This is a genomic window from Microcoleus sp. CAWBG27, from assembly GCF_020883145.1.
Lineage (GTDB): Bacteria > Cyanobacteriota > Cyanobacteriia > Cyanobacteriales > Microcoleaceae > Microcoleus.
In genome coordinates, this window is record NZ_JAHREU010000067.1 from 16,517 (window position 1) to 40,698 (window position 24,182).

The window sequence follows — 24,182 nt, forward strand, 5'->3', positions numbered from 1 at the left end:
AATTTTTTGCGGCTGCTCAAAGGTAAGGGGCGGAAGGGTTGTGGGAGTTGAGGGTGGATTTTGGGGGAGAAAATTTGAGTGTAAGTCGAAAAATTACGGAATTGGGGTTGGGAATCGTCTAAGAGACATCTCCAGAAATTAGGTTTTTGTTTAGACGGGATAAGGGTTTCAGATTCTTTTTTGGAGATGTCTAATAGATGTGGGAAGAAAAAACTCCTGAAAACTAAGTGAGGAAAAACATGGCTGGTAAATTTGTGCTTTGGAGAATTGCTCTTGAAGACAAAAACGAATTTTTAAAGAAAGAGAACTATAAAGGATCTGTATGGTCTGAACTTGCCCATAAGAAGGGTACCCTGAATGGAGATAAAGGAGAGTTTCCAGGTTGGACGGATGACTCTAGAAAACTGATCAACCAAGTTAGAAATGGCGACAGTAAGCTTCAAAACCGAGATAAGCTACCGCCTCATCGTTATTTGCTGATTCCTGGTGGAAAACCAACTCCTGCCCAACTCAATTATTTACGAACTTGTTACTGGATCAATGATCTAGTTCGCCCAAGAGATCCTGGTTTTGGGATTGTAGCATTAGCGAGTGAAGCAGCAGAAGCTTGGTCCGCTGGAAACAAATTTAACTCTCTTGTAAAGCAAATTGAACATGGAACAACTTCTATTGAGATATATTACCTCGGCGATAAGGAAATGTATTAGCAAGGTACGCCAGAAGGCTCCGCAAGCAAACTGATGCTGAAATCTCACGTTGAGTGCGATCGCTTTTTGTTTGATTTATTTACGGGAGAGCGTAGGCGAAGCCCGTCGTAGACATCGCTTATCTTTACTTAGAAAGTGCGATCGCTGTTAATTTACAGGAGTGCGATCGCCTTTTTTGTAGGAAGATGGCGATCGCAGGACGAGTCTTAGTCGAATGCTTTCAGGAGATTGAACGGGGATGCCAGGTTTCTGAACAGGGGACGCAACTACAGCGTCCCATCGGTCATTCGTTCCGGCGCAACATAGGCGACCCCCACCAGCCCGTCGTCATCGTCGGTGAGCCAGATGTCTTGGCTATTTTCGCCGCCAAAGTGGTCTGCCAGCATTAGCGCGAGTTCTTCGGTTTCGTGCGGCCCGAACAGTCCAGTTGCCTCAGCTAAGGCGATTAATGCAGTTGTGTCATCGGGCGCGATCGGGCGAATCATATCAAACTCCGTGGGATGGTAATTTTGAAGTATTGGGTATTGCGATCGAGTTTTGGAAACTACAATACCCAGGCTTATTTCCCCAGAGCCTTACGAAAAACGATCTTGTCCTCGCCCGCCTTGTAGAACTCGCGGATTCGTGCTTCCTCGTCGTAACCGCTCTTGCGATAGAAGGCTCGAACGTACTCGAAGCTCTCCAGTCCCGACGTTTCCACAAGTAGCACGCGATCGCCACGCTGCGATAACATCTGTTCGACGTGGGCTAGCAATGCTGCACCGCGTCCTTGCCGCTGACGATCGGGGTGGACGGCGATCAGATATAGATTCCACGTCCCATCGGTCATTCGTTCCGGCGCAACATAGGCGACCCCCACCAGCCCGCCGTCATCGTCGGTGAGCCAGATGTCTTGGCTATTTTCGCCGCCAAAGTGGTCTGCCAGCATTAGCGCGAGTTCTTCGGTTTCGTGCGGCCCGAACAGTCCAGTTGCCTCAGCTAAGGCGATTAATGCAGTTGTGTCATCGGGCGCGATCGGGCGAATCATATCAAACTCCGTGGGATGGTAATTTTGAAATATTGGGTATTGCGATCGAGTTTTGGAAACTACAATACCTAGGCTTATTTCCCGACAGCCGTCAGAGCCTTGCGGAACTCGATCGCTGAAGTCTTGCAGCACCAAAGGTGGCATTGAACTTACGGCACCAAATTGCCGCCGAAGCAAAATCTTCTGAGTTGATGCTGGCAGGAATCACATAGCTTTGAGCACCGCTGTATGACTTGAGTGGCGCGATGAACACATAGTCCCCTTTCTTGATGGGATAGGCTGGGGGAACTGTCGAGCCAATGACATCGGGCGATTTGTGCAAAATCACGACCAAATCAGGACCAGACGTTGAGGTTTGAAATGCTCGATCGAGTTCCAGAATGCGCTCATCCCCTTTCTGGACAATGCGGGCAGTGCCTTTGGTGGGGTGTTCGCCATCGACAAAAGTGCCAGAAGTTAGAACTTTTGTCGCTTTAGCCGTTGTGGGTGATGTCGCTGGCCCAGTTGGAGGGGAAGCTGCCACAGGCGTTGGCATTGTTTCAGAAGTACCGGATGACGCAATAGCAGTTCGATCGCCAGCGGTTTTGATGCAGCCGATCGCAATTGTTGACACAAAGGTAATACTAGCAAAGTTGAAATAGCGGCGTTTCATAAAAATCTTCTTCCTTAAAACATTAAACTCCCCGGAAACCGATCGCAGTTTCCATAGCATCGCGAGGATTGAGGTTAACTAATTCTCGATTTATTTGAGCCTCATATAGGTTGCCAACAAAACCCAAGACAATCCCCACAAACAACAAACTTCCCCCTACATATTGAGCTAAAGTAGGAGCTTCCCCTAAAACTAAATATCCCATAATTATAGCTGCAATTGGGTTCAATAAACTGGCTAAATTCAGTTCCGTGGAAGTCGCATTTTTTAAACCCGCCAACCAACATAATTGACCCATGACGACAATAACTGCCGCATAAACTATCATCCATTGCCACAGAAAAGGAGATAACACTTCGGCAAAGTGGTTTGGCCCGTAAAGAAGATTAGCCAATAGGAAAAAAATCACCGTCCCCAGAATATTGCGATAAATCGTAAAAATTCCCAAGGGAATCGATTGTAATTGCAGTTTACCAACGACGGTAGCAATGGAACCAATGATCGCGGCGATCGCCACAAAAAATTCTCCGGTGCCAATTTGAAATCCAGCCATCGTCATCATCGGCCCTGAAGTACCTAAAAAAGCAGTCACTATCACCCCAGCCAAGGAAATCAGAGACCCTGCAATTGACCACGAATTGACCCGCGAACCCAACAACCAAACACCCAACACCAGGGTTAAAATTGGTTCGATACGCCCAATTAACACGATATTAGTAATATTTGTCTGTCCCAGGGCTTGAAAAATTAACGCTGGAGCGATCGCCCCCGATAAAATACCTGTAATGGTTAAACTAATCCAATCTTTACGAGTCAGAGCTTTTAGAGTCTGCGGTTGCCAATCTTGATGAAAAATTAGAGTCATTAACCCCAAAGCACAGATATTACCCACAAATAAAACATTGCACAGTGAGATGGGATTTCTGCCATCGATCGCATGATTTTGACCAATCTCAACTATTCTTTTAGTAACAGAATTAGAAGTTGCAAAAATCAAAACAGCTATGCCAAGATACATCGGGGCAGGAACTCTCATTAAAATTAGATGCACTTTGTTGGCAACTTTCATGCTCTTTATTGATGTTGATTTTATAACATGAATTCAGGCAATAATTCAAAAGTTTTAAACGAACCGCGAAGACGCGTTCGGCGAAGCCGTTCCCGTAGGGTAGAACGCGAAGAACCGAAAGACAAGAGAGTTTCACGACTCATTTAAACAGTATACAACTTTACATTAAATTAGTTTAAGGTGATGCCTTTTCATAGCCAATTTGGGGAGCAGAATAAATGGAGATAAACACAGCATCTTCACTATTGTCATTCACTGCCCCATGAATCTGATTTTTTTCTGCGATGGCAACTTCACCAGCATTCAAGCTTTGGCTTTGACCATTGCCTAAATAATACGTCAAAGTGCCCCGTAGCATCACCCAGGTATCTTGTCCATCCGGGTGACAATGAGCTTCTACCATTTGCCCAGGCTTGACTCCCCAAATAGCGATACTAGCATTTTTAGTCTTAATAATTTCAGTCACCATAGCAGATTCATCGGAGAAACGCACATCAGCTTCCAGGGGGAAAACTCTTGATTTCATCATTTTCAAATCACCGTTTTATTTGGGTTGAGGACAGGTTTTATTGGTAAAATCACATTGATAAATATAGTGTTCTTGCCAATGGAGGGGAATCTCTAGTAAATCCCTTGCACCAGTCATTCCCTGACCGATAAAAAGCAGTAGAGCAAAACAATTGAGAATGATATGAACGGTGCGCCAGCGATTTTGTTTGTCCTGATAAATATCTTGGACGATAGCCACTGAAAAAATCATCAATAAAGCCGCTGTCATACCGTAATAATAATGGGAAATAAACCATTCATTATCCCGACGATAAATTTCGGGTTGAAATCCTAAAACAATCAATCCCATGCCAGTTAAAGTGGCAAAAATACCTCGCCATAGTTTAACTTTTGCCTTAAATAGTAGCGTGAAAGAAGCAATGCTTAACAGGAAAATGGCGATGACAAAAAAGACTCGAAAGGGTTCTTTGTTCAGGGTGTCGTTACTGAGCATTTTTGAAAAAATGGGATAGGCCATTCCCAGTAGGGCAACCCCTACAACTGAGCCGCTCAACCAACTACCGATTGCTACGTGCTCGGAACCTACTACTGGCGGAATTTTACTTTTTTCGCCACCGACAACTTGCAGGCGACGTTGGCGGGTGAGTAGGGCGCGATTCACCACAATGCCGATTAAGGGAAAAACCACAATAATGGCGATCGCCGGATGTAACAATGCAAAGAAGTCTTGAAGTTCCATGTTAAATATCCATTCAATTATATATATCGGGAATTTTCCCTTACTTACACTCAGCAAGGGAACAGGCAAATTACTTCACTTCAGCGGCAGGAAAACTCGCTACTCTCCCTTGTTTCACAGCGACAACGACATCATAGGTTGCACAGTAAGAGAAGGTAACATTGTTGGCCTTGTTGTAGAGATTGACCACCATGCCTGCTCCACCGGGTTGTACTCCTAATGGTAATAAATCACCATAGAAAAATCGTCGCAATTGGTCGCCACTACCAACTTGTCCTTTACTTTTAGTAATAATCTGGATCTTTTCCTGAACCGTTATTTCCGGGGCTGCTATTGCCGTATTTTGGAATTTTGGCAAAAAGCTATTTACAGCTATATCTCCCGCACTGATAGCGCTAGCAATAGCAAGGGTGGCGAACAGAGGACTGAGGGATTTGAGTTTTAACATTTTCGTTTTTTGGTGAGAATGGTTGATGCGAATATCATCATCTATTTCGATTTTTTTGAGAAGGAGGCATAATAGAATATGTTATATGCCATTTTGGAATAGGTACTGTATGGATCGAATTGCCTGTATGCAGACTTTCGTTCGGGCGATCGAAATGAACAGTTTTTCTGCCGTAGCGCGGGAACAAAAGACGACGCAACCGACAATTAGCAAGCAAATCGCCGCTCTGGAAAAATATCTGGGGGTACAACTAATCACTCGTTCAACTACCAATTTGAGTTTGACTGAGGAGGGGAAAAGATACTATCAATACTGTCAGCAAATTTTGGAAACCGTCGCCGAAGCGGAGGCCAGTTTAACAGGAAAAGAACGAGCAACAGGTATTTTGCGATTGGGCTGTCCCGTGCTGTTTGGGGAAATGCAGATTGTCCCCCGTTTAAAAGCCTTTATGAAACGCTATCCCGATGTCAAGATCGATCTGATGATGGCCGATAGTTTTGTGGATATTGTAGAGAATGGATTAGACCTGTTGATCCGCATTGGTAATCGTCCCGATAGTTCCCTGATTAGCCATCACATCGGCACGACTCGCCGCGTCACAGTAGCAACAAGAGGCTATTTTGAGCAAGCAGGAGAACCTCAAACACCGGATGATTTAGTGGATCGTGATTGTATTGTCTATACGCATCTGTCAACAGGCAATGAATGGCATTTTCAAGGAACAGATGGCACTATCAAGGTGCAAGTTGGGGGTTGTTTTCAAACTAATAGTTCTGTGGCGATTCGAGCAGCAGTGTTATCGGGTTTGGGCATTGCTGTCGCGCCAGTCTGGATGTTTGGTGATGAGATTTACCGGGGCGATCTCAAGGTGGTGTTGGAGGATTATCAGCCGACTCCGTTGCCAATTAATGGGGTATATCGTCGCAGCCGTTTTTATCCGGGAAAAATAACTTGTTTTATTGATTTTTTAGAGGCAGAATTTAAGCTCGATCCGTGGGTTTGAGATTGTGGGATTTGAGTATCAAAGACGAACCTCTAAAACCCCAAGATTTTCTAAGATGCGAACAATTTCTTGGGGCTGCACAAAAATCACGATCGGACTAGAAATTACTTATTTTTTGGTAACAATTGATTTAGCGCACCACACAAGTATCCCTTCACGGTGTCCCTACTTGCAGTCACGCCACTGGGAAGAGTAAAAATCATCTCGACAGTTAATAGATTTCCGTCGGCTGATGCAAAAACATCGATCGGCAAAGCACGCTGAAATGCTGTTGCGGGATTTTCGGCTTTCATGACACCTGTACTGACATCGGTGCTGATAGTTCTGATGCTCTCGCGCGCCAAAATGGGTCGCAATTGGGAAAATGCTTTCTCTACCGATAACCCCTCAACCTGAACGCGCGCCGAAAAGGCGGCACCATTGAGAAAGTCTCCCTTTTTTTGAAAGCTTTCCTCGCAGGTTGCGGCAACAGCGGGGGTGGCCAAACACATGAGAGCTAGAGTCAAGAAGAGCGATCGCATATTAGCTGAGTTATCAGAATGAAACAATCATCAATCTCATGATGAACTATCATGGGATTGTTTGGCAAGTGAATGTTCTCATGAAATTGAATTGAAGGGCGATCGGGGTAATTTTAACCTTAAATGTCATATTTATGCTGCATTTCTTGGAGAAAATTTTCGATGGGGCGAGTAAGTCCGGCGTTGAGTTCCTCGAAACCTTGCTGAATACCTGCAATTGTTTCCAATTGATCGATCAGTTGGCGCAGTTTAATTGGATCTATTTTGTTTGGATCGAGAAAGGTGACGAGAACTTGAGAGCGATCGCTAACATCTTGCGGTAGCTCCGCTAGCTGAATCTGCCCATTCTGATAAATGCCTTCGATGGTTTTTAGCATGAGTTGCAGTCCGGTTAGTATTCGCTTCTATTCTAGCAAGTATAGAAGGAAGAATAATTAAGGGTAAAGACTAATGACAACTTATTCGCTTCGATCGCCCTTTCCAAAGATCGCACTCTCCGCAGAAAACGCTAGAAACTAAGAGGACGATCGACCAAATGGTAATTTTGAAGTATTGGGTTTTGCGATCGGGATCGCGAGCTAACGCCTCAAATGAGCGGCGGCAGACAACATCAAACTCAGCACAAGGGGATTACAATCGTCTGCTGCATTTGAATTGTTAGGTATCACGCGTAGATGCAAGATAAGCATTACATAATGCAAGAATGGCTTACAAAGCTTCTGCTTAAACTACTCCGATGTAGGATACTCAGCTTCATGAATGTGCATTTCATTAAAACTCTTAAAAAAGCCTAGTTCATCTCTACAGTAATGTGCCCATTTCATATCTTCCTCCGACCATTCATTGTTTAGTGGCTGCAACATTACTATATCGCTTGAATACCCATTTCTAGGTATCTCCCCTGGAACATTTAAACCGATACCAATCACCGTAGAATTTTCGATAAATCGACAAAGCGAAGCCCAACATCTGCCGAGAAGTTCATTTCTGCGATCTTCAAGTGTACTGTCACTGTCATAAGCAAAAAAGACATATACTACCCTACTTAATGATGATTGAACACATCGAGAGGCTAGACGCCCCGCCTTACTAAGTTCAAGAAAATCTTTGAAAGCACTACCAAGAATCCTCCTTGAAAATCGGTTTTCCCGAACAAGGACACGAATGGCTAGTTCGAGTTCGGACTCAGACATATCTGGTCCCAACCAATTCTTCCTATCCAATCCGCCATCACACCAGACTTCGATTAATTTATCCCAGACATAGCTTTCCGCATCTTTTTGCAATTTTGCTTTGAACTCAGGTTGATTGCTCACCCCCTCCCAGAGATCATCTTCAAGGAAGATCGCGTCTACTTCATAGGGAAACTGGCGATCGTTATGCAAGTAAATTGCAAGTAAGTTTTCCTCGCCACCATTGATAATAACTGATGTGTTCGATAAGAATTTTTCTTTCTCACTCAAATAATCAACGAAGTCACTTATGGTATCTAAGTGACGAAGAAGTAAGAAGAATGATTGTTCGTCTAAGACGTGGTAAAATTCATCATCGCTATCATCAGAAGAAGTGATAGGAACTTCTCTTTTACCCCCAAAAGCCACTGCTACACGGTAGTAAATCCTTTCAGATTTTGCCGGAAGTTTTAAACCTTGAGAGCCATCTTTCTTAACAACATACTCTGAGCCATCAAGCCATTTGATAGCGCCCTTAATCTGCTTGATCGATTCTTCAATAGCTTTTCGTTCCCAGCGCTTCCAATGAACGCTTGGATTCTCTGTACTCTTAAGTTGAATATCTTTAACACTTATTACAATTACATGAGGGTCACATATTACTAATACATCACACAACTCCTTACTTGAATTTTTTCCTTGGGGGTTAATGTAACTCCATAGTGACAAGAAAGACTTTGTGCATATATTGTACACAAATTGCTCTGATCCATTAACTGCCTCAGTCATAAAGTTGTCTCCTATTATAAGAGATTAATCTTAGCATTTTAGGCTTTCAAGTTTCATATAATTGTACACCTAACTATAGCCCTCATAAAAATCCTATAAGCTCGATCGCCCAAAGCAAAATAGAAAACCCCCAAACCCTCTTAAAAATATGGTTTGGGGGTTTTCTTCCTAAATCCAGTTTAAATCACAACTTGCTAGGCTCGATCGCAGGTGCGCGCAAAGACACCGTTTTATCCGCAGCAGCCTTAGCCACTAGCGATGGCACAGAATCCCGCAACTTTGCAGTCAACTGTGCAGTAGTCGCATCGTAAACCTGAGTCAGCATCTTCGGATACAAACCAATGCCAATAATCGGCACTAACAAAGCCGCAATAATAAACACTTCTCGCGGTTCCGCATCCACCAACTCTTCATGTTCCGCCAATTCCTTGTTTTCCGGGCCGTAGAAGATTTCGCGCAGCATTGACAGCAGATAAATCGGAGTTAAAATTACGCCGACAGCCGCTAAAAATACCACGCAAACCTTAAACACCGGATTGTAAGCGTCGCTGGTTGCAAAACCTACAAACACCATCAATTCTGCTACAAAACCGCTCATTCCCGGCAAAGCCAAAGAAGCCATAGAACAAGCTGTCCACATGGCGAAAACTTTCCGCATTTTCTTGCCGACTCCGCCCATTTCGTCGAGCATGAGGGTGTGAGTGCGATCGTAAGTGCAGCCTACCATGAAGAACAAACTCGCCCCGATCAAACCGTGGGAAACCATTTGCAGCATGGCGCCGCTCGTTCCCAAATCGGTAAACGAAGCTATCCCAATCAGCACAAACCCCATGTGGGAAATTGAAGAATAAGCAATTTTGCGCTTCAAATTGCGCTGAGCAAAGGAGGTTAAGGCGGCGTAAACAATGTTAACTACACCCAAAATTACTAAGATGGGTGCGAATACAGCGTGAGCATCCGGGAGCATTCCGGCATTCATCCGCAGCAAGGCGTAGCCGCCCATTTTTAGCAGAATTCCTGCTAGCAACATATGGGCGGGTGCGGTTGCTTCGCCGTGGGCGTCGGGGAGCCAAGTGTGCAGGGGAAAAATTGGCAGTTTGACGCCGTAGGCTATTAAAAATCCTGTGTACAGGAGCAATTCTACATTGGGGGCGAATTCTTTGGCTGCGATCGCCCGCATATCGAAAGTCACCGTATCGCCGTAAAACGCCATCGTCAGCGCGCCCACCAAAATAAACAGCGAACCGCCTGCGGTGTACAGGATAAACTTAGTTGCTGCGTAGAGGCGCTTTTTGCCGCCCCAGATGGACAAAATCAGGTAAATCGGAACTAATTCCAGTTCCCAAACCAGGAAAAACAGCAACATATCCTGTACGGCAAAAACTGCGATTTGGCCGCCGTACATTGTCAGCATCAAAAAGTAAAATAGCTTTGGTTTAAGTGTGACTGGCCAAGCTGCTAAAGTAGCCAGGGTAGTAATAAAACCTGTCAGCAAAATCAACGGCATTGACAAACCGTCAGCACCCACCGACCAATTTAAATCGAGTTGGGGCAACCAAGCATAACTTTCTACGAGTTGCAAGTTGGGATTGCTGAAGTCGTACTGAGTGCAAAAAGCGTAAACAAGTAGGGCAAAATCGATCAAACCCACAATTAGTGCATACCACCGCACCGTCTTGCCATCCTTATCGGGAATCAAAGGAATTAGCAGGGACGCAGCAATGGGAAACAGAATTGTTGTTGTTAACCAGGGAAAGTTAGCTGTATCCATTGCGTTTTAAAATTATCCATCAATTATTAGGTTTAAACACATTTTGGCGATTTTGGTCTAAACTTTATACTTTCTTTATACGAAACAATTCTTTTTGTAATGTTTGCGACGATTTGTGCGATCGCAAAAGTTGAGTTTAATTAAAGATTTATTTCTATTTGCTAATTGTCAATTTTGAGTTATTGAGCTAAGAGCAATCCTTAAAATATCTTCTAGTGGGACATGACAACGCCTTTCATCGTATCAAATTAACCCTAAAAACCTTTGGATCTATTGTTTATCGCCGAGATCCGATCCCCCTAAATCCCCCTTAAGAAGGGGGACTTTGACAGAATACTCTTGTTCCCCCCTTATTAAGGGGGGCTAGGGGGGATCTAGACTTCGAGGCAAACAAAAGATACGGTAGGTTTTGTCTTAAGTTGAAACTAACAGGCAATACCGTTTCCCTGTACTCTTGTTCCCCCCTTATTAAGGGGGGCTAGGGGGGATCTAGACTTCGAGGCAAACAAAAGATACGGTAGGTTTTGCCTTAAGTTGAAACTAACAGGCAATACCGTTTCCCTACATATCTAACCAACTCCAGAAACGATCGCAAAACCCAGAACTGCAACAAACACAATCAGGGCATAAAATTGAGCGCGACCGTTTTCAAAGTATTTCAAACCTTCGCCGCTAACTAGGGTGAGAAACCCTGTCAAGTTGACGATACCATCGACAACTCGCAAATCGACTTCCATGACTTGCCGCGCTAAACGACGGCTGCCTTTGACGAAGAGAACTTCGTTGATATCGTCGAGATACCACTTGTTGAGGGAGAACTCGTAAAGTGGTTTGATTTTTTGGGCGATCGCACTTGGGTCGATTTTCCGGCTCAAATACATCAGAGAAGCCAAAGTAATGCCCAGCAAAGCAATACCTACAGAACTGCCGCCCATGATTAGAAATTCCGTCAAATCGAACTTCGCGGCGTGTGCCAAAACTTCTTCGAGAGACTCGCCAGGAGCGCGCACAAACTGCTCGAAATAATTGGCAAACGGCGTACCGAGAAAACCGATAAACACAGAAGGTACAGCCAACAACACTAACGGCAGAGCCATTGTCAGAGGAGACTCGTGAGGAAAATGGTCATGCTCGTCGTGACTTTCGCCAGTAGTGGCCAATTCCTTAATATTCATCGCTCCAGGGCCGAAGACCAACCCTGGTTGCAGGAGTTGTTGCTTGATGGCGCTGTCATTGCCCCGGAATTCGCCCTCAAAGGTGCTGAAATACATCCGAAACATATAAAACGCGGTCATCCCGGCAGTCACCCAACTCACAGCCCACAGAGCGGGATTTGCATGGAAAGCTTGGGCGAGGATTTCGTCTTTTGACCAAAAACCAGCAAAGGGCGGAATGCCACAGATTGCTAAGTTTCCGATTAAAAAGCAAGTAGCGGTAATCGGCATATATTTCCGCAAGCCGCCCATGACTCTCATGTCTTGAGCGAGGGCGGGGTTGTGCCCGACAACATCTTCCATGCCGTGAATGACTGAACCCGAGCACAGGAACAGCATTGCTTTGAAGTAAGCGTGGGTCATTAGGTGGAAGAGTCCGGCACTGTATGCGCCGACTCCCATTGCCATCACCATGTAGCCCAATTGGGAGATTGTGGAGTAGGCTAAGCCTTTTTTGATGTCATTTTGGGTAATTGCGATCGAGGCACCCATGAATGCTGTAAAACAGCCGGTGCAGGCGATCAAATTCATGACTGCGGGCAGTCCTTCAAATACTGGGTACATCCGAGCGATCAGGAAGACGCCGGCTGCTACCATCGTCGCGGCGTGGATGAGGGCCGAAATTGGTGTCGGGCCTTCCATTGCGTCTGGAAGCCAGACGTGGAGGGGGAATTGAGCTGATTTGGCTGCTGGGCCCAAAAATATCAGGACTCCGAAGATGGTTGCGAGAGTTGCGCTCAAAGCACCGGATTCGACTAGGGAGTGCAGCCGTTCGCCCATCACGTCAAATTCAAAGCTGCCGGTGGCCCAGTAAATGCCGAGGATGCCCAGCAGCAAGCCGAAGTCGCCGACGCGGTTGGTGACGAAGGCTTTTTGGCAGGCGTCTGCTGCTGGTTTGCGATCGTACCAAAATCCGACTAGCAGGTACGAACACATACCTACCAGTTCCCAGAAAATGTAAATCTGAACGATGTTCGGGCTGACTACTAGACCTAGCATTGAGGCGCTGAAGATGCTCAGGTAGGCGTAAAATCGCACGTACCCGTCATCGTGTGCCATGTAGCCGTCGGTGTAAATCATCACCAAAAAGGCGACCGTGGTGACGATCGCCAGCATTACCGACGTGAGGGGGTCAATGATATAGCCCATGTTCAGCGAGAAGTCCCCAGCAGAGGCCCACTGAATGGTTCGGGTGTAGGGTGCGTGGCCCTGTAGTTGACTCCACAGCAATGCAAAAGACATTACCGCTGACCCTCCGAGGGTGGAAAGGATTAAAATCGCATTCGCTTGTCGGAGTTTGTTGGTTGCCTGGTTAAAGGTGATTAAGCCTAAACCTACTAGCATTGCGCCTGCCAGTGGCAGGACTGGAATCAGCCAGGCGTATTGATAAAGCGGTTCCATGACTGATAGGTAGTTTAAAGTTTCTACTAGATATTGCCAAAACTGTTAATAATTGTGACACACGCTTGCGCGACTGGGCAGAAAGACTCTCTACAATTCTTAAGTATTGCCGATCGACAATCCTTAAGAATTGCTGCTGGTGTTGGCGATCGATCTAGTTCGCCTTAAATCTATGCCAAAAGATAGATTGACAAATTTCCAATTTTTGGGGGCAGGCCAGGAATAAATAAACCGGGTTTTTCCACACAATACCCTCGCGCTCGATGCGGTATTTTCGTAAAAAAACCCGGTTTTTGCCGACCTTTAAATGTCTGGTTGCCGATCGAATGGGTAATTCCCCAATTCTCGATAGATAGGAACCGAATGCCTTTTAACCGTTACCGGTTGGCTACTTGCTGCGGTTGCAGGCGTTGACTTTGGGGAGCATTCTGAGTGGCGAGCATCCAGGAATCCAGAGTGCGTCGCAGTTCCTCGCGACCTTGATAATTTTCAAATCTAAATAGAACTCGATCGCCCTCAAACAAAATCAGTGTGGGCAGACTGGTCAGCCGATAAGTATTTGCCAATTTGAAACTTTGATCGGCATTCACCCCTAGGAGCTTGACTTTTCCTGCCCACTGTGTCTCAAAACTTGTAAGCGTGGGGTCGATCGCACGGCACAAACCGCACCAAGGCGCCCAAAAGTGAACTAAAACGGGGGTAGAGGCTTGAAATACCTCTTGTGCAAAAGTGCGTTCGCTAACCGACAACACCATGATCCCTCAAAATTTAATAATTTTTTTTCTATCCTAGGGATCATGCTACCAGTATATGTTCGCAGTGACACGCATCAGAAAAGGATGAATTTTCCACAGCAGGCCTGTAAAAATGACTACGCCTAGGTAGGAAGGGCGCAGGAACTCAAGCAAATCAAGGGTTTGACGCTTTTGCAGGATTGCCAAAAATGGAATAATTGAGGTTTGAGATTTGATGGTTTCAAAGGATTCGCCAAAACGAGCCCGCAGCCGGCTGTCGCCGTGCCACACTCCGAATAGGTGGTGAAGTATCAAACCGATGGAAGTGACGAGGGTAAAGCTAGTGCCAATCCAGAGGGTGTGGGCCACGCACCAAATCACCTGTCCCACCATTTGCGGGTGACGGGTGACGCGGATGATCCCGGCTTGGTAGAGGTGAACTTCCGGCTTTTGGATGGCGGCAATTTCTAGAAGGTTGAAGGTTGCTGGGTACAGAAACAGAAAGGAAATTGCCGACAGTATCCAAACCACTGGTTTAACTCCGGGCACGCCCTGTACTTGCCAAAGCTGCACGCCGTCGTAGCGGTGGTTGAAAAAGTAGACAACCAAAATCACCGCCAGCGGCAAACTGACAAGGGCAAACAAAACGCGGTAAAGTCTCGGCCCGATCAGCTTTTCACCTTTCGGGCGCAGGGCTGCTAAACCGCTGTGGGCGATCGCAAAACCAAATAAAAGTCCGAGAATAACTAAGTGGGAGTCAAGCGCTAAGTCGATCGTCATTGCAAATATTAAGAAAAGTTATTGATTCGTGGCCAAATTGTGTCACAAAGTATCTATAGGAGCATTCAGCGGTTATCAGTCAGTTAACTGTTCGCTGTTCGCTGTTCGCTGTTGACTGTTGACTGTTCGCTGTTCGCTGTTGACTGTTCACTGTTTGCCGATCGATCGCTGTTTGCTGTTTGCCGTCAACCGTCAACCGTCAACCGTCAACAGTTAACTGACAAATGACAACTGACAATTTAGATATATGTCTGACCTTCCTTTCACTTTAGACCAGTTACGCATTCTCAAGGCGATCGCCTCTGAAGGAAGCTTCAAACGCGCCGCCGACAGCCTCTACGTATCCCAGCCAGCAGTTAGCTTGCAAGTGCAGAACCTAGAGAGACAGTTGGACGTGCCACTGTTTGACAGGGGAGGGCGGCGGGCTCAACTGACCGAAGCCGGACACCTGCTGCTGAGTTACGGCGAGAAAATTTTATCGCTTTGTCAAGAAACTTGTCGAGCTCTCGAAGACTTGCAAAATCTCCAAGGCGGTACTTTGATTGTCGGCGCTTCTCAAACCACGGGTACATACTTGCTACCCCGAATGATTGGGATGTTTCGGCAAAAGTACCCCGATGTAGCGGTACAGCTTCACGTGCATTCGACCCGCCGCACGGCGTGGAGTGTCGCCAACGGGCAAATCGATTTGGCAATTGTGGGCGGAGAAATCCCTACCGAACTTGTAGAAGCTTTAGAAATTGTTCCTTACGCTGAGGACGAACTGGCTCTAATTCTCCCTCCATCTCACCCGATGGTACAACAAGAAAGCATCCAAAAAGAAGACCTTTATAAATTGCAGTTTATTTCCCTCGATTCGCAGTCTACTATTCGCAAAGTCATCGATCAGGTACTGACTCGCTGCGGCATTGACACGCGCCGCCTGAAAATCGAGATGGAGCTAAACTCCATCGAAGCCATTAAAAATGCTGTTCAGTCCGGGTTGGGCGCTGCTTTTGTGTCGGTTTCGGCGATCGAAAAAGAGTTGATGATGGGCGTCTTGCACAAATCTAAAATGGATGAAGTTTTGGTAACTCGAATTTTGTCGCTGATTTACAACCCCAACCGCTACCGTTCTAAAGCAGCAGAGGCTTTCAGCAATGAAATTTTGCCTTCTTTTGCTACTTATTCGACTACCCAGGAAAAGAAAGAACCTCCGACCATGGATTTGGGACTGATAGAAATAGGAACTCCCAACTCAGGGGGAAGTTGATTTCTTAGGCCGCTGGTAGTTACCAGTTTGCGATTAGTTGAGAGATTAAAATCTGGTTTGATAATCCCTGGTAAAATTGATAAATTGGGAATCGAGAATCGGGAAGCGGAAATCGCAAATCGGTAACTGGCTTTTTTGATACCAAAACCTAATAGCAAAACTAGATAAAGTGGGGAAAATAAACTGGGATTAGTATTAAAAAGTTTAACGACCTAGAATTAGGAATTAAACCAATTACCAATACCCGATGACAAATTCCTAATTCCCAATGCCCGATGACCAATGCCCAATTTCCAATTACCAATGCCCAATGCCCAATGCCCAATGCCCAATGCCCAATGACCAATGCCCGATGCCCTATGACCAATTAGCAAACCAAAATGGAAGTTTACTGCACCCGCCCGGGCTGCCCGCGCCCTCAAAACAATTTTTCCGACCTCGATGACAGTTCCCTGCTGAAAACGGTGCAGCAAAGGTATTGCAAGGCCTGTGGAATGCCCCTAATTTTGAGCGGTCGCTATTTGCCAGTCAGGTTGTTAGGTCAAGGCGGTTTTGGGGCGGCATTTTTGGCCAGAGACCGCTATACTCCGGCGATGCGGCAGTGCGTTGCTAAACTTTTGCAGCCGTCGGTAAATCTGAGTCCGGCACAGCTAAAAATCGCTCAAACTCTGTTTGAACGGGAAGCGGCGGTGCTGGAAGAACTGGGAAACGAACATTCGCAAATTCCGAGTTTGCTGGCGTTTTTTGAGCTGACTGTTCCGAGTTTGCAGCCTGGGAAAAACGATCAGTTTTTCTATCTGGTTCAAGAATTTATTGACGGTCACAATTTGGAGGAAGAACTTGTTGTTAAAGGCAAGTTTTCGGAAGCGGAAACGATGGAGGTGCTGCGGGAAATTTTGAAGGTTCTCGATTTTGTACACTCGCGCGGTTCGATTCACCGGGATATTAAGCCTGCTAATATTATGCGGGCTAAAAGTGGTCGGCTTTATTTATTAGATTTTGGGGCTGTCAAACAGGTGACGCAAACTGCGGGTGCTTCTAAGGCTTCGACTGGTATTTATTCTTTGGGTTATGCTCCGCCCGAACAGATGAACGGACAAGAGGTTTATCCCGCAACGGATTTTTATGCTTTGGCTGTGACTTGCATTACTTTGCTCAGCGGTTTGCAGCCGACGGAATTGTTTGATAGTTATGAAAATGAGTGGAATTGGCGATCGCACGTACAGGTAAGCCCGCGTTTGGCTGAAGTTCTCGATCGAATGTTATTACCCGCTCCCAGCCAGCGCTATCAATCGGCGATCGAGGTGGAAGCTGCTCTGAAATACAATTCTCAACAGCCTACGATGGTCGTGCAGCCGCCTCCCCTACCCACTCCGACCCCCCAACAACCAACTCAGCCGCTACCACCAACTCAGCAGCCTCCTGTGCCTCCTGTGGTGGCGACTCCTCCGGGAAACCTGCAATCGGCGCCGCGAAGGGCTTTTTCGATTTGGGATATTTTGGGTGGGGCTGCGTTTACGGGTTTTGAAGGGGGGTTGCTGGCGATCGCCCTGACGAGTTTGCTACCGAATCCAGGCGTGAGTATCGGATTGTTGGGGATGATTGTGGGGGGGCTAATTTTCGGCCAGTACCGCAGGGCGATCGAACAAACAGAGATGCTGATTATTAGCACAGGTACTCTGGCTGTACTGTGGTTGTTCCCGGCTTTGCGCGCCGCTGTTACGATTTATCCGAATTCTCCGATCACGGGCGTGTTGTTTGTGGGATGGTTGGCTGCTTTGGGGGCGATCGCGGCAACAGCTATTTTTCGCTTACTTTATAAGTTACTTTCTAATATTTTTTAAGCCTCGCGGGTAGTCATATCATGTCCGGTCGATTACCATAACAAAAATTGTTTGTAGTGCGGACTTCAGTCCGTAAAATGCTGCGGACTGAAGTCCGCACTACGAACAGTTCGTAGTGCAGTTAATCAGCGGACACCATATCAGCCATCAATTAGACTTCTTGGCTCAATCTTTTTAATCAAATTTTGGGACGCTGCTCAAAGCCATCCCACAAGAAAAACAATTGTGGGATGGCTTTGAGCAGCGTCCTATTTTGCAAGCAGTCGATTGTAGGAGATAGCTGCGCCGATCGCACTTCGCGGCTTTCCTGCACTCCCCGCATTCTCGATCGCACTTATCGCCTTATTGTAAAGTTTTATTACAATCTTGATTTTGTAGCTTTAGATACAGAATTATCTGATATAGTTATAAATAAGAACAGAAAAACAACCCAAGATCGATCGAGCAAAACGGAGGAACCCGATATGTCTACCGAAAATCAAGCCCGCTCTCTGATGATGCGCCACCACCAAATGGTGAAAAACCGGCAGCAATCCATGCTCAACCGCAGCGCCAGCGAAGTCGGAATGGAAAATACTCACTACTGGGGCCACATTCAAGGCAAACCGCAGCCCAGCCTTCAAGCCAGTTACGATCGCAGCAACGCCACCATGAGCTAAGGCAAAGCTCAATTTCCCCAATTGCCCGCAAACCTATTTCCTACATTTGGAGAAAACCAGTTATGTCTACTCAACAACAAGCGCGCAGCCTGATGATGCGCCACCAACACCTCATCAAAAACCGTCAGGAATCTATGCTGAGCCGCGCGGCTGCTGAAGTTGGTTTAGATATTGGTTCTGCGGCGAGTGTCGAGCGCAAATAACTCGTTTTTTCAACAGCGAGACAGTTGAATCGAGTCTGTTGTTTGCCAGCTAAAAATTAATAATGACAGTTACAAAACCGTCGCGACTTGTTCTTGAGTTAGATATCTACAGAATAAGTCGCGATTAATTTTACGGAATTAATTAAACAGAAACACTGAAATATAGGCTTTCTCAGAAAGATCGGGTACGTTGTTGGGCTTTAGCCCTCTTAGAGGATATTTTAAAAGTCCGGGAAGGTATAATTTAGCCCTTCTGATTGGGCTTAGCTGAGACAATAAATTAAGGTTTCAGCCCATTCTCTTTGAATCGGAATGATTTAACCACAGAGGCCACAGAGGACACAGAGAGAGAAGATAGAGATTAATAATTATAATGCTACGGAATTTGAGATCGCGCATCGGGCAGAGCATGATGAAAAGAAAAAAAACACTCATTGATTCGTCATTTGTTGGCAATCTAAAATCTAAAATTTAAAATCTAAAATCTAAAATGATATAATCCCCTCTCAATAGAATAGAACGCTCTAGGGAGGTCATCATGTCGGACTGGAAGGAAATTGGCGGCGGAGTTACAGCACCGAGAGGATATCGAGCCTCGGGAATTACAGCAGGTTTGAAGCCTTCTGGCTTGCCGGATTTAAGTTTAATTTTGTCAGAGGTGGATGCGATCGCCGCCGGAGTCTTCACTACATCGACAGTCAGGGCTGCTTGCGTGGACTACTGCCGCCAGCGCTTGCAAGCTAAACCCAGCGCCAAAGCTATTTTGTGCAATGCGGGACAAGCAAATGCTGCTACTGGCGAATTAGGTTTAGCAGATGCCCTCGAAAGCGCGAAATTGTTGGGCGAAGCGCTGAATATTCCTTCAGAATCCATTCTTTTGGCATCCACTGGCGTCATCGGGCAGCGGATTAAAATGGAACCGCTGAGGGCGGGAATTCCGCGATTGGTTGCTGAAGCCTCGGAAACTGGTTCTGATGCGGCTGCTAAGGCGATTTGTACGACTGATTTAGTGCCGAAAACGATCGCCCTGGAAACCATGTTTGGCGATCGTCCCGTGCGTATCGGCGGCATTTGCAAAGGTTCGGGAATGATTCACCCGAATATGGCAACAATGCTCGCATTTGTAACTTGTGATGCAGCAGTGTCGTCACATTTGTGGCAAGAAATGCTGACTCGGGCGGCAAACAGAAGTTTCAATCAAATTACTGTTGACGGCGATACCAGTACCAACGATTCGTTAATTGCTTTGACTAACGGCCAATCCCGCACGCCGGCGATTACAGAAAAGGGCGCGGATGCTGAAAAATTAGAAGCGATGCTAACAGAAGTATGCGTGCATTTGGCAAAGGCGATCGCCCGTGACGGCGAAGGTGCAACTTGTTTGGTGGAAGTGCAAGTTAGCGGCGCCGCCGACGAAGTTTCTGCGAGTAAAATTGCCAAAACAATTGTCGGTTCTTCTTTGGTGAAAGCTGCTATTTTTGGACGCGATCCGAATTGGGGAAGAATTGCGGCGGCGGCGGGGCGTGCGGGCGTTGCTTTTGAACAAGAGAATTTGCGGATTCAATTGGGAGATTTTTTGATGATGGAAAACGGACAGCCGAAGGAGTTCGATAAATCTGCTGCGAGTAATTATATGAAGGCTGCTGCTGCTGGTGAATATCTAAAAGAAGACACGGTTTTAATTCAGGTTGCTGTCGGGAATGGCAGCGGTTTTGCGAAGGCTTGGGGATGCGATTTGAGTTATGACTACGTGAAGATTAATGCGGAGTATACGACTTAAGTTCGGTAATTTCAGAAGCCTGGGCGGTTGCAAATTGCGCTTAAACCGCCTGGGCGGTTACAAATTGCGGCGACACAGCCCCGGCGGTTGGAAACCGCGGCTACACAGACAAAACCCACCTCCGTGGGTTGAAGATGCGTCGGCGATTGAAATCGCCGACTCCAATCGCTGATTCTTCTAATTTTCATTCAAATCATCGGCCAATTCAACACAAATCCCGGTAACACATCTTCGCCAGACAAACTAACCGGAAATTCTACAATCTCCACCTCGCGATTAGCGCGATAAATTTCCACTTGTTCGTCTTGAGGATTAATCAACCAACCCAAACGCAAACCGCTGTTGAGATATTCCTGCATTTTCTCCTGAATCGGCTTTAGCGGGTCTGTTCGCGATCGCAATTCTATGACAAAATCTGGACAAATCGGCGGAAACTTCTCTCTTTGTTCATCAGTTAAAGCAGCCCATCTTTCCAGACTAACCCAAGCAGCATCGGGAGATCTATCTCCACTATTTGGCAGTCGAAAAATTGTTGAGGAACTAAAGACTCTCCCTAACTGCGTTTGACGGTTCCACAATCCCAAATCTGTAATTAAATCCGCTTCTCGATTGCCGCTGACTCCGCCTACTGGTGACATAATGATAATTTCTCCTTTAGCAGTCCGTTCAAATTGCCAATCTCGATTCATCTGGCACAAACGGTAAAACTGTTCGTCGCTTAATTCGACAGTATCTAAGTTTAAAGTAACTGTTGTCATTTTATTCCCTCCCTTCTCTCTTCAGTCCGCGCAGGCGGACTTCGTTTGTGTAGAAGCGATTTCAATCGCCGTTTCCAATCGCTTCTAGCCAAGTCTCGATCCCCCTAAATCCCCCTTAATAAGGGGGACTTTGAACAACTCTTGTCCCCCCCTTACTAAGGGGGGTTAGGGGGGATCGGTTCCCTGATTAGAAATGCGTAAATCCTACAACTATTTTAACGCCGTTTCTTGCCGATCGCGATTAGGGCGATCGCACCCAACGCACCTGCTACAACTCCCAAACCAAGACTCAACCCAAAAACCGCATTCGCATCCATCGGATTTTGCGGAGGTTTAATTTGGCCTGCATAGACGCTGGCTGCTACGCCGCTAGTCGCAATTCCTACGCCTACAGTGCCGATGGTAAGATTCAAAGTGCGATCGATCTTCGCCCTCTCAATCTCAATAATCCCTTCAATCGTCTCAATGGCATTTTCCAACAACCTCAAACCCGCACTCAAACTCCGATTATCAGCTTCCACTTGCCAAACATACTTCTCCTCAGCAAAATCGCTGAAACTGGACAGAAACTTAAAAGCTTCGGCATCATTTCCCATGTCCTTACCGATAGTTTCCAACCGTCGCTGATAATTTTTCAGATTAGTTTTGATTGTATTTTCTTGCTCTTCCAATCTGCTGATATAATTAGCATAAACCGAGAAAATTGTCAAGGAATTAACCAGACTTTGCTGCAATTCCTTCAAATCAACTTTCGGCGCATTCACCTGATTCGGGAGTTGAGTAACAATTTGTTGAATCGTCCGCGCAGCATCTTTCAAATCAGCCTTAAGTTGGCGGCTTTGAGTATAAGCCCAGATTACCTTATTGCGGTAGGCAAACAATCGCATTAAATTTACATAAAGTTTAGCGATAGTCTTGCTAATCTCGGCAATTGCTTGACCGTTATTGTAAGGAAACAAGCAAATTAAGACATGATAATTTTGGCTAATATTACCTCTGTCTCCCGGTGGTAGCCACAACTCATAAAAATTTGCATCTAAAAATTTACCCTCGGCTTTTAAGTCTCTTTCCCATTTAGGATTGGGGAATAAATTCAATTTAGTATAGCAATTTTTAGCAGTTGTTAAAGCATCTTGGTCATCAGCAGTTAATTGTCCCCAAACCAGCCAACTTTGACCAATTGTCGCAGGTGGATTGACACGGGAAATTACCTGTTTTTGCAGCCATTCCAAACAGTCGATTTCTTTCGGTGCAAATTTCTTGTCTGCGTCGGGTTCTATTTTTCCAGACAAGTCAAATTGTGCCGCATAGGTATCGCCGATTTTCACGGGATAAGCGTAGCCATCGAGGGGAGATTCAAAGGCTGCGAATTTTTTGTCGCCCAGTAATTCGATATACTCAGCAGTTTCTGTTTCAGCTTGCTTGAGACTTTCTAATTGTGACGTAGAGATTTTGTCGCCATGAATCTTTTTGCCAAACTGTGCGCGATTTTGGCTAATCTTGTCCTCATTTTGCCCGATGCCGTCTGCTAAATCGTAGACAAACAAATCGACAGTCGGGTAGATTAGCCAATTCTCGTTACTCATGAACTAAACCATCTGCGATCGACAATAAGATTGTATCTCGACTTGCTTGCACGGAGTCCGCAGCTTGCAAAATTTTTCCGAGGAATGCTTTAAAGCCGCGCGGCTGGACTTTTGCCTCGATGCGATCGATAATTTCTGGTAAATTTGTCAAATCGCTGATGTCGCTAGCGCTGTTATCAGTTTCAATATTAGTAGTGTTGTTTATTTCAGATTCAGCATTCGGTAGAACATCTAATCCTTTGTTGCGTTGGCCACTATGATTCGCTAACCAAGTGTCAGCTTCTTCATATGCTACTAGCAGAGGTGGATGCAATTCAGCAAGTCTCTCGATGTCTCTAATTGTTAGAGTTTCACCTATTTTATTGAACTCTGATTGGACGGCTGCGGGCAAAGGTTCAGTCTGTTGGACTAGGGCGACAATAAAAGCTTTGAAAATTTCGTCTTGCGAGTCTTTCATAATCCGGTGATGGTGAAAGCAGCCCAGTAATAGGGATGCTGATAGGGTGGGTCTAATTCCATTGTAGCTAATGCTTGGCGATTCCTCTTAAAGAATCGGCTTAGCATAAATTCATCTTCAGAAAGTTCGGCGCTGTTTTCGGAAATCTTGTCAATTTCCCCTTGATACCAGACGGCTAAATCCTCGCGGGTGGCTTCTCGCAGCCATTTTTGAGCATTTGCTAAAGCGACGGGTAGAGAATCGCCGGCTTCTCGCCACCGTTGGTAAAAATAAATCATTAATAACGTACTCGCACCGGATTCTATGGGCCACAGGGTACTGACGACACAGCCAACTCCCGCGCGCATAAAACCGCTAGTTAATCCTACATATTCGGCGATAATTGTTTGTTTGTCTGTCAATGCGGTTTCGCAGGCGGGAAGGCAGATTAATTGGTAGTTGCTGAGGTCATGTTTGATAATTTCTCTGACTGTTAATCGGTGGATGTTGCTTAAGTATAAAGTCGATTCTAGGGGCGTATCAAAATTATAGCTGCCGTGGCCTGTGAAGTGAAAAATATTGTGCGGTTGTTGCAACAATCTTTCGACTTCTTCGAGAGTGGCTGCGTCTTCTTCGAGTCGGGTGGAATTGTCGAACATTCGGCAAATAATTTCCGATTCGATTTCGGCGGCGGGAAGAGGGGCGAGTCTTTTTGGTTGGCCGTTTTTATCGGTAATTACGCTGTGGGGATTTTCGATGCTGAGGATGGAAAGAACCCCCCTAACCCCCCTTGCTAAGGGGGGGACAGGAGTGTTCAAAGTCTCGGTTTGTGAGGGAGAAACTGGAGTATTCTCTTTAGCCCCCCCCTTAGCAAGGGGGGGGTTGGGGGGGGTAGGAGCCCAGGAGGTAGTCGAGGATTTAGGGGGATCTAGATTTGGAGGTAAGTGAGAGATTTCGGGTGGATTTTCAAGGCTTTGATCCCCCCTAACCCCCCTTAAGAAGCAGGGTGGATTAATTGTCAGGGGGGAATGTATGATAGAACAGGTAATCAAGTCTGCCCTGTCCGGGTAGACTATCCCTTCTGAAATGAATTAACCATGAATTTAATTGAAGCAATTAAATCTGTT

24 protein-coding genes and 1 pseudogene are annotated in these 24,182 nt (G+C 46.0%); 7 read left to right on the top strand and 18 right to left on the bottom strand.

The window, feature by feature from the left end; all coding sequences use genetic code 11:
* The first annotated feature begins 239 nt into the window (after positions 1–239).
* Complete coding sequence (locus QZ938_RS26900) at positions 240–707, top strand: hypothetical protein (protein ID WP_293354561.1); 468 nt, start codon at positions 240–242, stop codon at positions 705–707.
* A gap of 266 nt (positions 708–973) precedes the next feature.
* Here the strand turns inward: QZ938_RS26900 and QZ938_RS26905 are convergent, their stop codons facing one another.
* From QZ938_RS26905 to QZ938_RS26935, 7 genes are all read right to left on the bottom strand, one after another.
* Complete coding sequence (locus QZ938_RS26905; protein WP_293354563.1) at positions 974–1,192, bottom strand: hypothetical protein; 219 nt, start codon at positions 1,190–1,192, stop codon at positions 974–976.
* A gap of 74 nt (positions 1,193–1,266) precedes the next feature.
* Positions 1,267–1,911: a GNAT family N-acetyltransferase gene (locus tag QZ938_RS26910; protein WP_293354565.1), complete on the bottom strand. Its 645-nt coding sequence runs from the start codon at positions 1,909–1,911 to the stop codon at positions 1,267–1,269.
* Positions 1,826–2,386 carry a DM13 domain-containing protein gene (locus QZ938_RS26915; RefSeq protein WP_293151630.1) on the bottom strand — a complete coding sequence of 187 codons (561 nt, stop codon included), beginning with the start codon at positions 2,384–2,386 and terminating at the stop codon, positions 1,826–1,828. The genes QZ938_RS26910 and QZ938_RS26915 overlap by 86 nt, the downstream gene beginning before the upstream one ends.
* A 22-nt stretch (positions 2,387–2,408) precedes the next feature.
* Positions 2,409–3,455 carry a DMT family transporter gene (locus QZ938_RS26920; RefSeq protein WP_293354567.1) on the bottom strand — a complete coding sequence of 349 codons (1,047 nt, stop codon included), beginning with the start codon at positions 3,453–3,455 and terminating at the stop codon, positions 2,409–2,411.
* Positions 3,456–3,630: 175 nt separating this feature from the next.
* Complete coding sequence (locus QZ938_RS26925) at positions 3,631–3,984, bottom strand: cupin domain-containing protein (protein WP_293354569.1); 354 nt, start codon at positions 3,982–3,984, stop codon at positions 3,631–3,633.
* A 15-nt stretch (positions 3,985–3,999) separates the two neighbouring features.
* Positions 4,000–4,704 (bottom strand): DUF4079 domain-containing protein, encoded by a 705-nt coding sequence (locus QZ938_RS26930; RefSeq protein ID WP_293354571.1) that lies wholly within the window; start codon positions 4,702–4,704, stop codon positions 4,000–4,002.
* 70 nt (positions 4,705–4,774) lie between these two features.
* Positions 4,775–5,152, bottom strand: coding sequence for a hypothetical protein (locus QZ938_RS26935; RefSeq protein ID WP_293354574.1), 378 nt, complete (start codon positions 5,150–5,152; stop codon positions 4,775–4,777).
* Between the two features lie 127 nt (positions 5,153–5,279).
* Here QZ938_RS26935 and QZ938_RS26940 point away from each other — a divergent pair, with 127 nt between their 5' ends.
* The gene (locus QZ938_RS26940) at positions 5,280–6,155 is read left to right on the top strand and encodes a LysR family transcriptional regulator (protein ID WP_293354577.1); all 876 of its coding nucleotides are present in this window, start codon (positions 5,280–5,282) and stop codon (positions 6,153–6,155) included.
* A 104-nt stretch (positions 6,156–6,259) separates the two neighbouring features.
* On the opposite strand, the gene QZ938_RS26945 is transcribed toward QZ938_RS26940, so the two are convergent.
* The 7 genes and pseudogenes from QZ938_RS26945 to QZ938_RS26975 all read right to left on the bottom strand — a co-directional run bounded on the left by QZ938_RS26945 (position 6,260) and on the right by QZ938_RS26975 (position 14,537).
* On the bottom strand, positions 6,260–6,703 hold the full coding sequence (locus tag QZ938_RS26945; protein WP_293354580.1) for a hypothetical protein: 444 nt from the start codon (positions 6,701–6,703) through the stop codon (positions 6,260–6,262).
* A gap of 92 nt (positions 6,704–6,795) precedes the next feature.
* Positions 6,796–7,053, bottom strand: coding sequence for a hypothetical protein (locus tag QZ938_RS26950; RefSeq protein ID WP_293354583.1), 258 nt, complete (start codon positions 7,051–7,053; stop codon positions 6,796–6,798).
* A gap of 351 nt (positions 7,054–7,404) precedes the next feature.
* Positions 7,405–8,637, bottom strand: coding sequence for an NERD domain-containing protein (locus QZ938_RS26955; protein WP_293354586.1), 1,233 nt, complete (start codon positions 8,635–8,637; stop codon positions 7,405–7,407).
* A 238-nt stretch (positions 8,638–8,875) separates the two neighbouring features.
* A pseudogene (locus QZ938_RS26960) lies at positions 8,876–10,408 on the bottom strand (NAD(P)H-quinone oxidoreductase subunit 4); the annotation flags it as partial.
* A 569-nt stretch (positions 10,409–10,977) separates the two neighbouring features.
* Positions 10,978–13,023, bottom strand: coding sequence for an NAD(P)H-quinone oxidoreductase subunit 5 (locus QZ938_RS26965; protein ID WP_293354589.1), 2,046 nt, complete (start codon positions 13,021–13,023; stop codon positions 10,978–10,980).
* Positions 13,024–13,400: 377 nt separating this feature from the next.
* Entirely contained in the window at positions 13,401–13,778 is a 378-nt protein-coding gene (locus tag QZ938_RS26970) for a co-chaperone YbbN (RefSeq protein ID WP_293157903.1), read from the bottom strand.
* A gap of 45 nt (positions 13,779–13,823) precedes the next feature.
* Positions 13,824–14,537 carry an NnrU family protein gene (locus tag QZ938_RS26975; protein ID WP_293128179.1) on the bottom strand — a complete coding sequence of 238 codons (714 nt, stop codon included), beginning with the start codon at positions 14,535–14,537 and terminating at the stop codon, positions 13,824–13,826.
* Positions 14,538–14,784: 247 nt separating this feature from the next.
* On the opposite strand from QZ938_RS26975, the gene QZ938_RS26980 reads away from it, so the two are divergent.
* The 5 genes from QZ938_RS26980 (at position 14,785) to argJ (ending at position 20,275) form a co-directional block, all read left to right on the top strand.
* Positions 14,785–15,789 carry a LysR family transcriptional regulator gene (locus tag QZ938_RS26980; RefSeq protein WP_293157906.1) on the top strand — a complete coding sequence of 335 codons (1,005 nt, stop codon included), beginning with the start codon at positions 14,785–14,787 and terminating at the stop codon, positions 15,787–15,789.
* Between the two features lie 380 nt (positions 15,790–16,169).
* On the top strand, positions 16,170–17,633 hold the full coding sequence (locus QZ938_RS26985; RefSeq protein ID WP_293354592.1) for a serine/threonine-protein kinase: 1,464 nt from the start codon (positions 16,170–16,172) through the stop codon (positions 17,631–17,633).
* A gap of 464 nt (positions 17,634–18,097) precedes the next feature.
* Entirely contained in the window at positions 18,098–18,292 is a 195-nt protein-coding gene (locus tag QZ938_RS26990) for a hypothetical protein (protein ID WP_293157918.1), read from the top strand.
* Positions 18,293–18,354: 62 nt separating this feature from the next.
* Complete coding sequence (locus QZ938_RS26995; protein ID WP_293354607.1) at positions 18,355–18,495, top strand: hypothetical protein; 141 nt, start codon at positions 18,355–18,357, stop codon at positions 18,493–18,495.
* A 538-nt stretch (positions 18,496–19,033) separates the two neighbouring features.
* On the top strand, positions 19,034–20,275 hold the full coding sequence (gene argJ / locus QZ938_RS27000; protein WP_293354595.1) for a bifunctional ornithine acetyltransferase/N-acetylglutamate synthase: 1,242 nt from the start codon (positions 19,034–19,036) through the stop codon (positions 20,273–20,275).
* A 188-nt stretch (positions 20,276–20,463) separates the two neighbouring features.
* Here the strand turns inward: argJ and QZ938_RS27005 are convergent, their stop codons facing one another.
* The 4 genes from QZ938_RS27005 to QZ938_RS27020 all read right to left on the bottom strand — a co-directional run bounded on the left by QZ938_RS27005 (position 20,464) and on the right by QZ938_RS27020 (position 23,873).
* On the bottom strand, positions 20,464–21,033 hold the full coding sequence (locus QZ938_RS27005) for a Uma2 family endonuclease (protein ID WP_293354598.1): 570 nt from the start codon (positions 21,031–21,033) through the stop codon (positions 20,464–20,466).
* A 215-nt stretch (positions 21,034–21,248) separates the two neighbouring features.
* Positions 21,249–22,619, bottom strand: a complete 1,371-nt coding sequence (locus QZ938_RS27010) for a hypothetical protein (RefSeq protein ID WP_293354601.1) — start codon at positions 22,617–22,619, stop codon at positions 21,249–21,251.
* The gene (locus QZ938_RS27015; protein ID WP_293143273.1) at positions 22,612–23,076 is read right to left on the bottom strand and encodes a hypothetical protein; all 465 of its coding nucleotides are present in this window, start codon (positions 23,074–23,076) and stop codon (positions 22,612–22,614) included. Before QZ938_RS27015 ends, QZ938_RS27010 begins: the two co-directional genes overlap by 8 nt.
* Positions 23,073–23,873, bottom strand: a complete 801-nt coding sequence (locus tag QZ938_RS27020) for a CHAT domain-containing protein (RefSeq protein ID WP_293354604.1) — start codon at positions 23,871–23,873, stop codon at positions 23,073–23,075. Before QZ938_RS27020 ends, QZ938_RS27015 begins: the two co-directional genes overlap by 4 nt.
* Positions 23,874–24,182 lie beyond the last annotated feature (309 nt).

Bases quoted from the DNA above. Each gene is read 5' to 3' on its own strand.
- QZ938_RS26900 (WP_293354561.1), top strand. From the start codon at position 240: ATGGCTGGTAAATTTGTGCTTTGGAGAATTGCTCTTGAAGACAAAAAC.
- QZ938_RS26905 (WP_293354563.1), bottom strand. From the start codon at position 1,192: ATGATTCGCCCGATCGCGCCCGATGACACAACTGCATTAATCGCCTTA.
- QZ938_RS26915 (WP_293151630.1), bottom strand. From the start codon at position 2,386: ATGAAACGCCGCTATTTCAACTTTGCTAGTATTACCTTTGTGTCAACA.
- QZ938_RS26920 (WP_293354567.1), bottom strand. From the start codon at position 3,455: ATGAAAGTTGCCAACAAAGTGCATCTAATTTTAATGAGAGTTCCTGCC.
- QZ938_RS26925 (WP_293354569.1), bottom strand. From the start codon at position 3,984: ATGATGAAATCAAGAGTTTTCCCCCTGGAAGCTGATGTGCGTTTCTCC.
- QZ938_RS26930 (WP_293354571.1), bottom strand. From the start codon at position 4,704: ATGGAACTTCAAGACTTCTTTGCATTGTTACATCCGGCGATCGCCATT.
- QZ938_RS26935 (WP_293354574.1), bottom strand. From the start codon at position 5,152: ATGTTAAAACTCAAATCCCTCAGTCCTCTGTTCGCCACCCTTGCTATT.
- QZ938_RS26940 (WP_293354577.1), top strand. From the start codon at position 5,280: ATGCAGACTTTCGTTCGGGCGATCGAAATGAACAGTTTTTCTGCCGTA.
- QZ938_RS26950 (WP_293354583.1), bottom strand. From the start codon at position 7,053: ATGCTAAAAACCATCGAAGGCATTTATCAGAATGGGCAGATTCAGCTA.
- QZ938_RS26955 (WP_293354586.1), bottom strand. From the start codon at position 8,637: ATGACTGAGGCAGTTAATGGATCAGAGCAATTTGTGTACAATATATGC.
- QZ938_RS26965 (WP_293354589.1), bottom strand. From the start codon at position 13,023: ATGGAACCGCTTTATCAATACGCCTGGCTGATTCCAGTCCTGCCACTG.
- QZ938_RS26970 (WP_293157903.1), bottom strand. From the start codon at position 13,778: ATGGTGTTGTCGGTTAGCGAACGCACTTTTGCACAAGAGGTATTTCAA.
- QZ938_RS26975 (WP_293128179.1), bottom strand. From the start codon at position 14,537: ATGACGATCGACTTAGCGCTTGACTCCCACTTAGTTATTCTCGGACTT.
- QZ938_RS26980 (WP_293157906.1), top strand. From the start codon at position 14,785: ATGTCTGACCTTCCTTTCACTTTAGACCAGTTACGCATTCTCAAGGCG.
- QZ938_RS26985 (WP_293354592.1), top strand. From the start codon at position 16,170: ATGGAAGTTTACTGCACCCGCCCGGGCTGCCCGCGCCCTCAAAACAAT.
- QZ938_RS26990 (WP_293157918.1), top strand. From the start codon at position 18,098: ATGTCTACCGAAAATCAAGCCCGCTCTCTGATGATGCGCCACCACCAA.
- QZ938_RS26995 (WP_293354607.1), top strand. From the start codon at position 18,355: ATGTCTACTCAACAACAAGCGCGCAGCCTGATGATGCGCCACCAACAC.
- argJ (WP_293354595.1), top strand. From the start codon at position 19,034: ATGTCGGACTGGAAGGAAATTGGCGGCGGAGTTACAGCACCGAGAGGA.
- QZ938_RS27005 (WP_293354598.1), bottom strand. From the start codon at position 21,033: ATGACAACAGTTACTTTAAACTTAGATACTGTCGAATTAAGCGACGAA.
- QZ938_RS27010 (WP_293354601.1), bottom strand. From the start codon at position 22,619: ATGAGTAACGAGAATTGGCTAATCTACCCGACTGTCGATTTGTTTGTC.
- QZ938_RS27015 (WP_293143273.1), bottom strand. From the start codon at position 23,076: ATGAAAGACTCGCAAGACGAAATTTTCAAAGCTTTTATTGTCGCCCTA.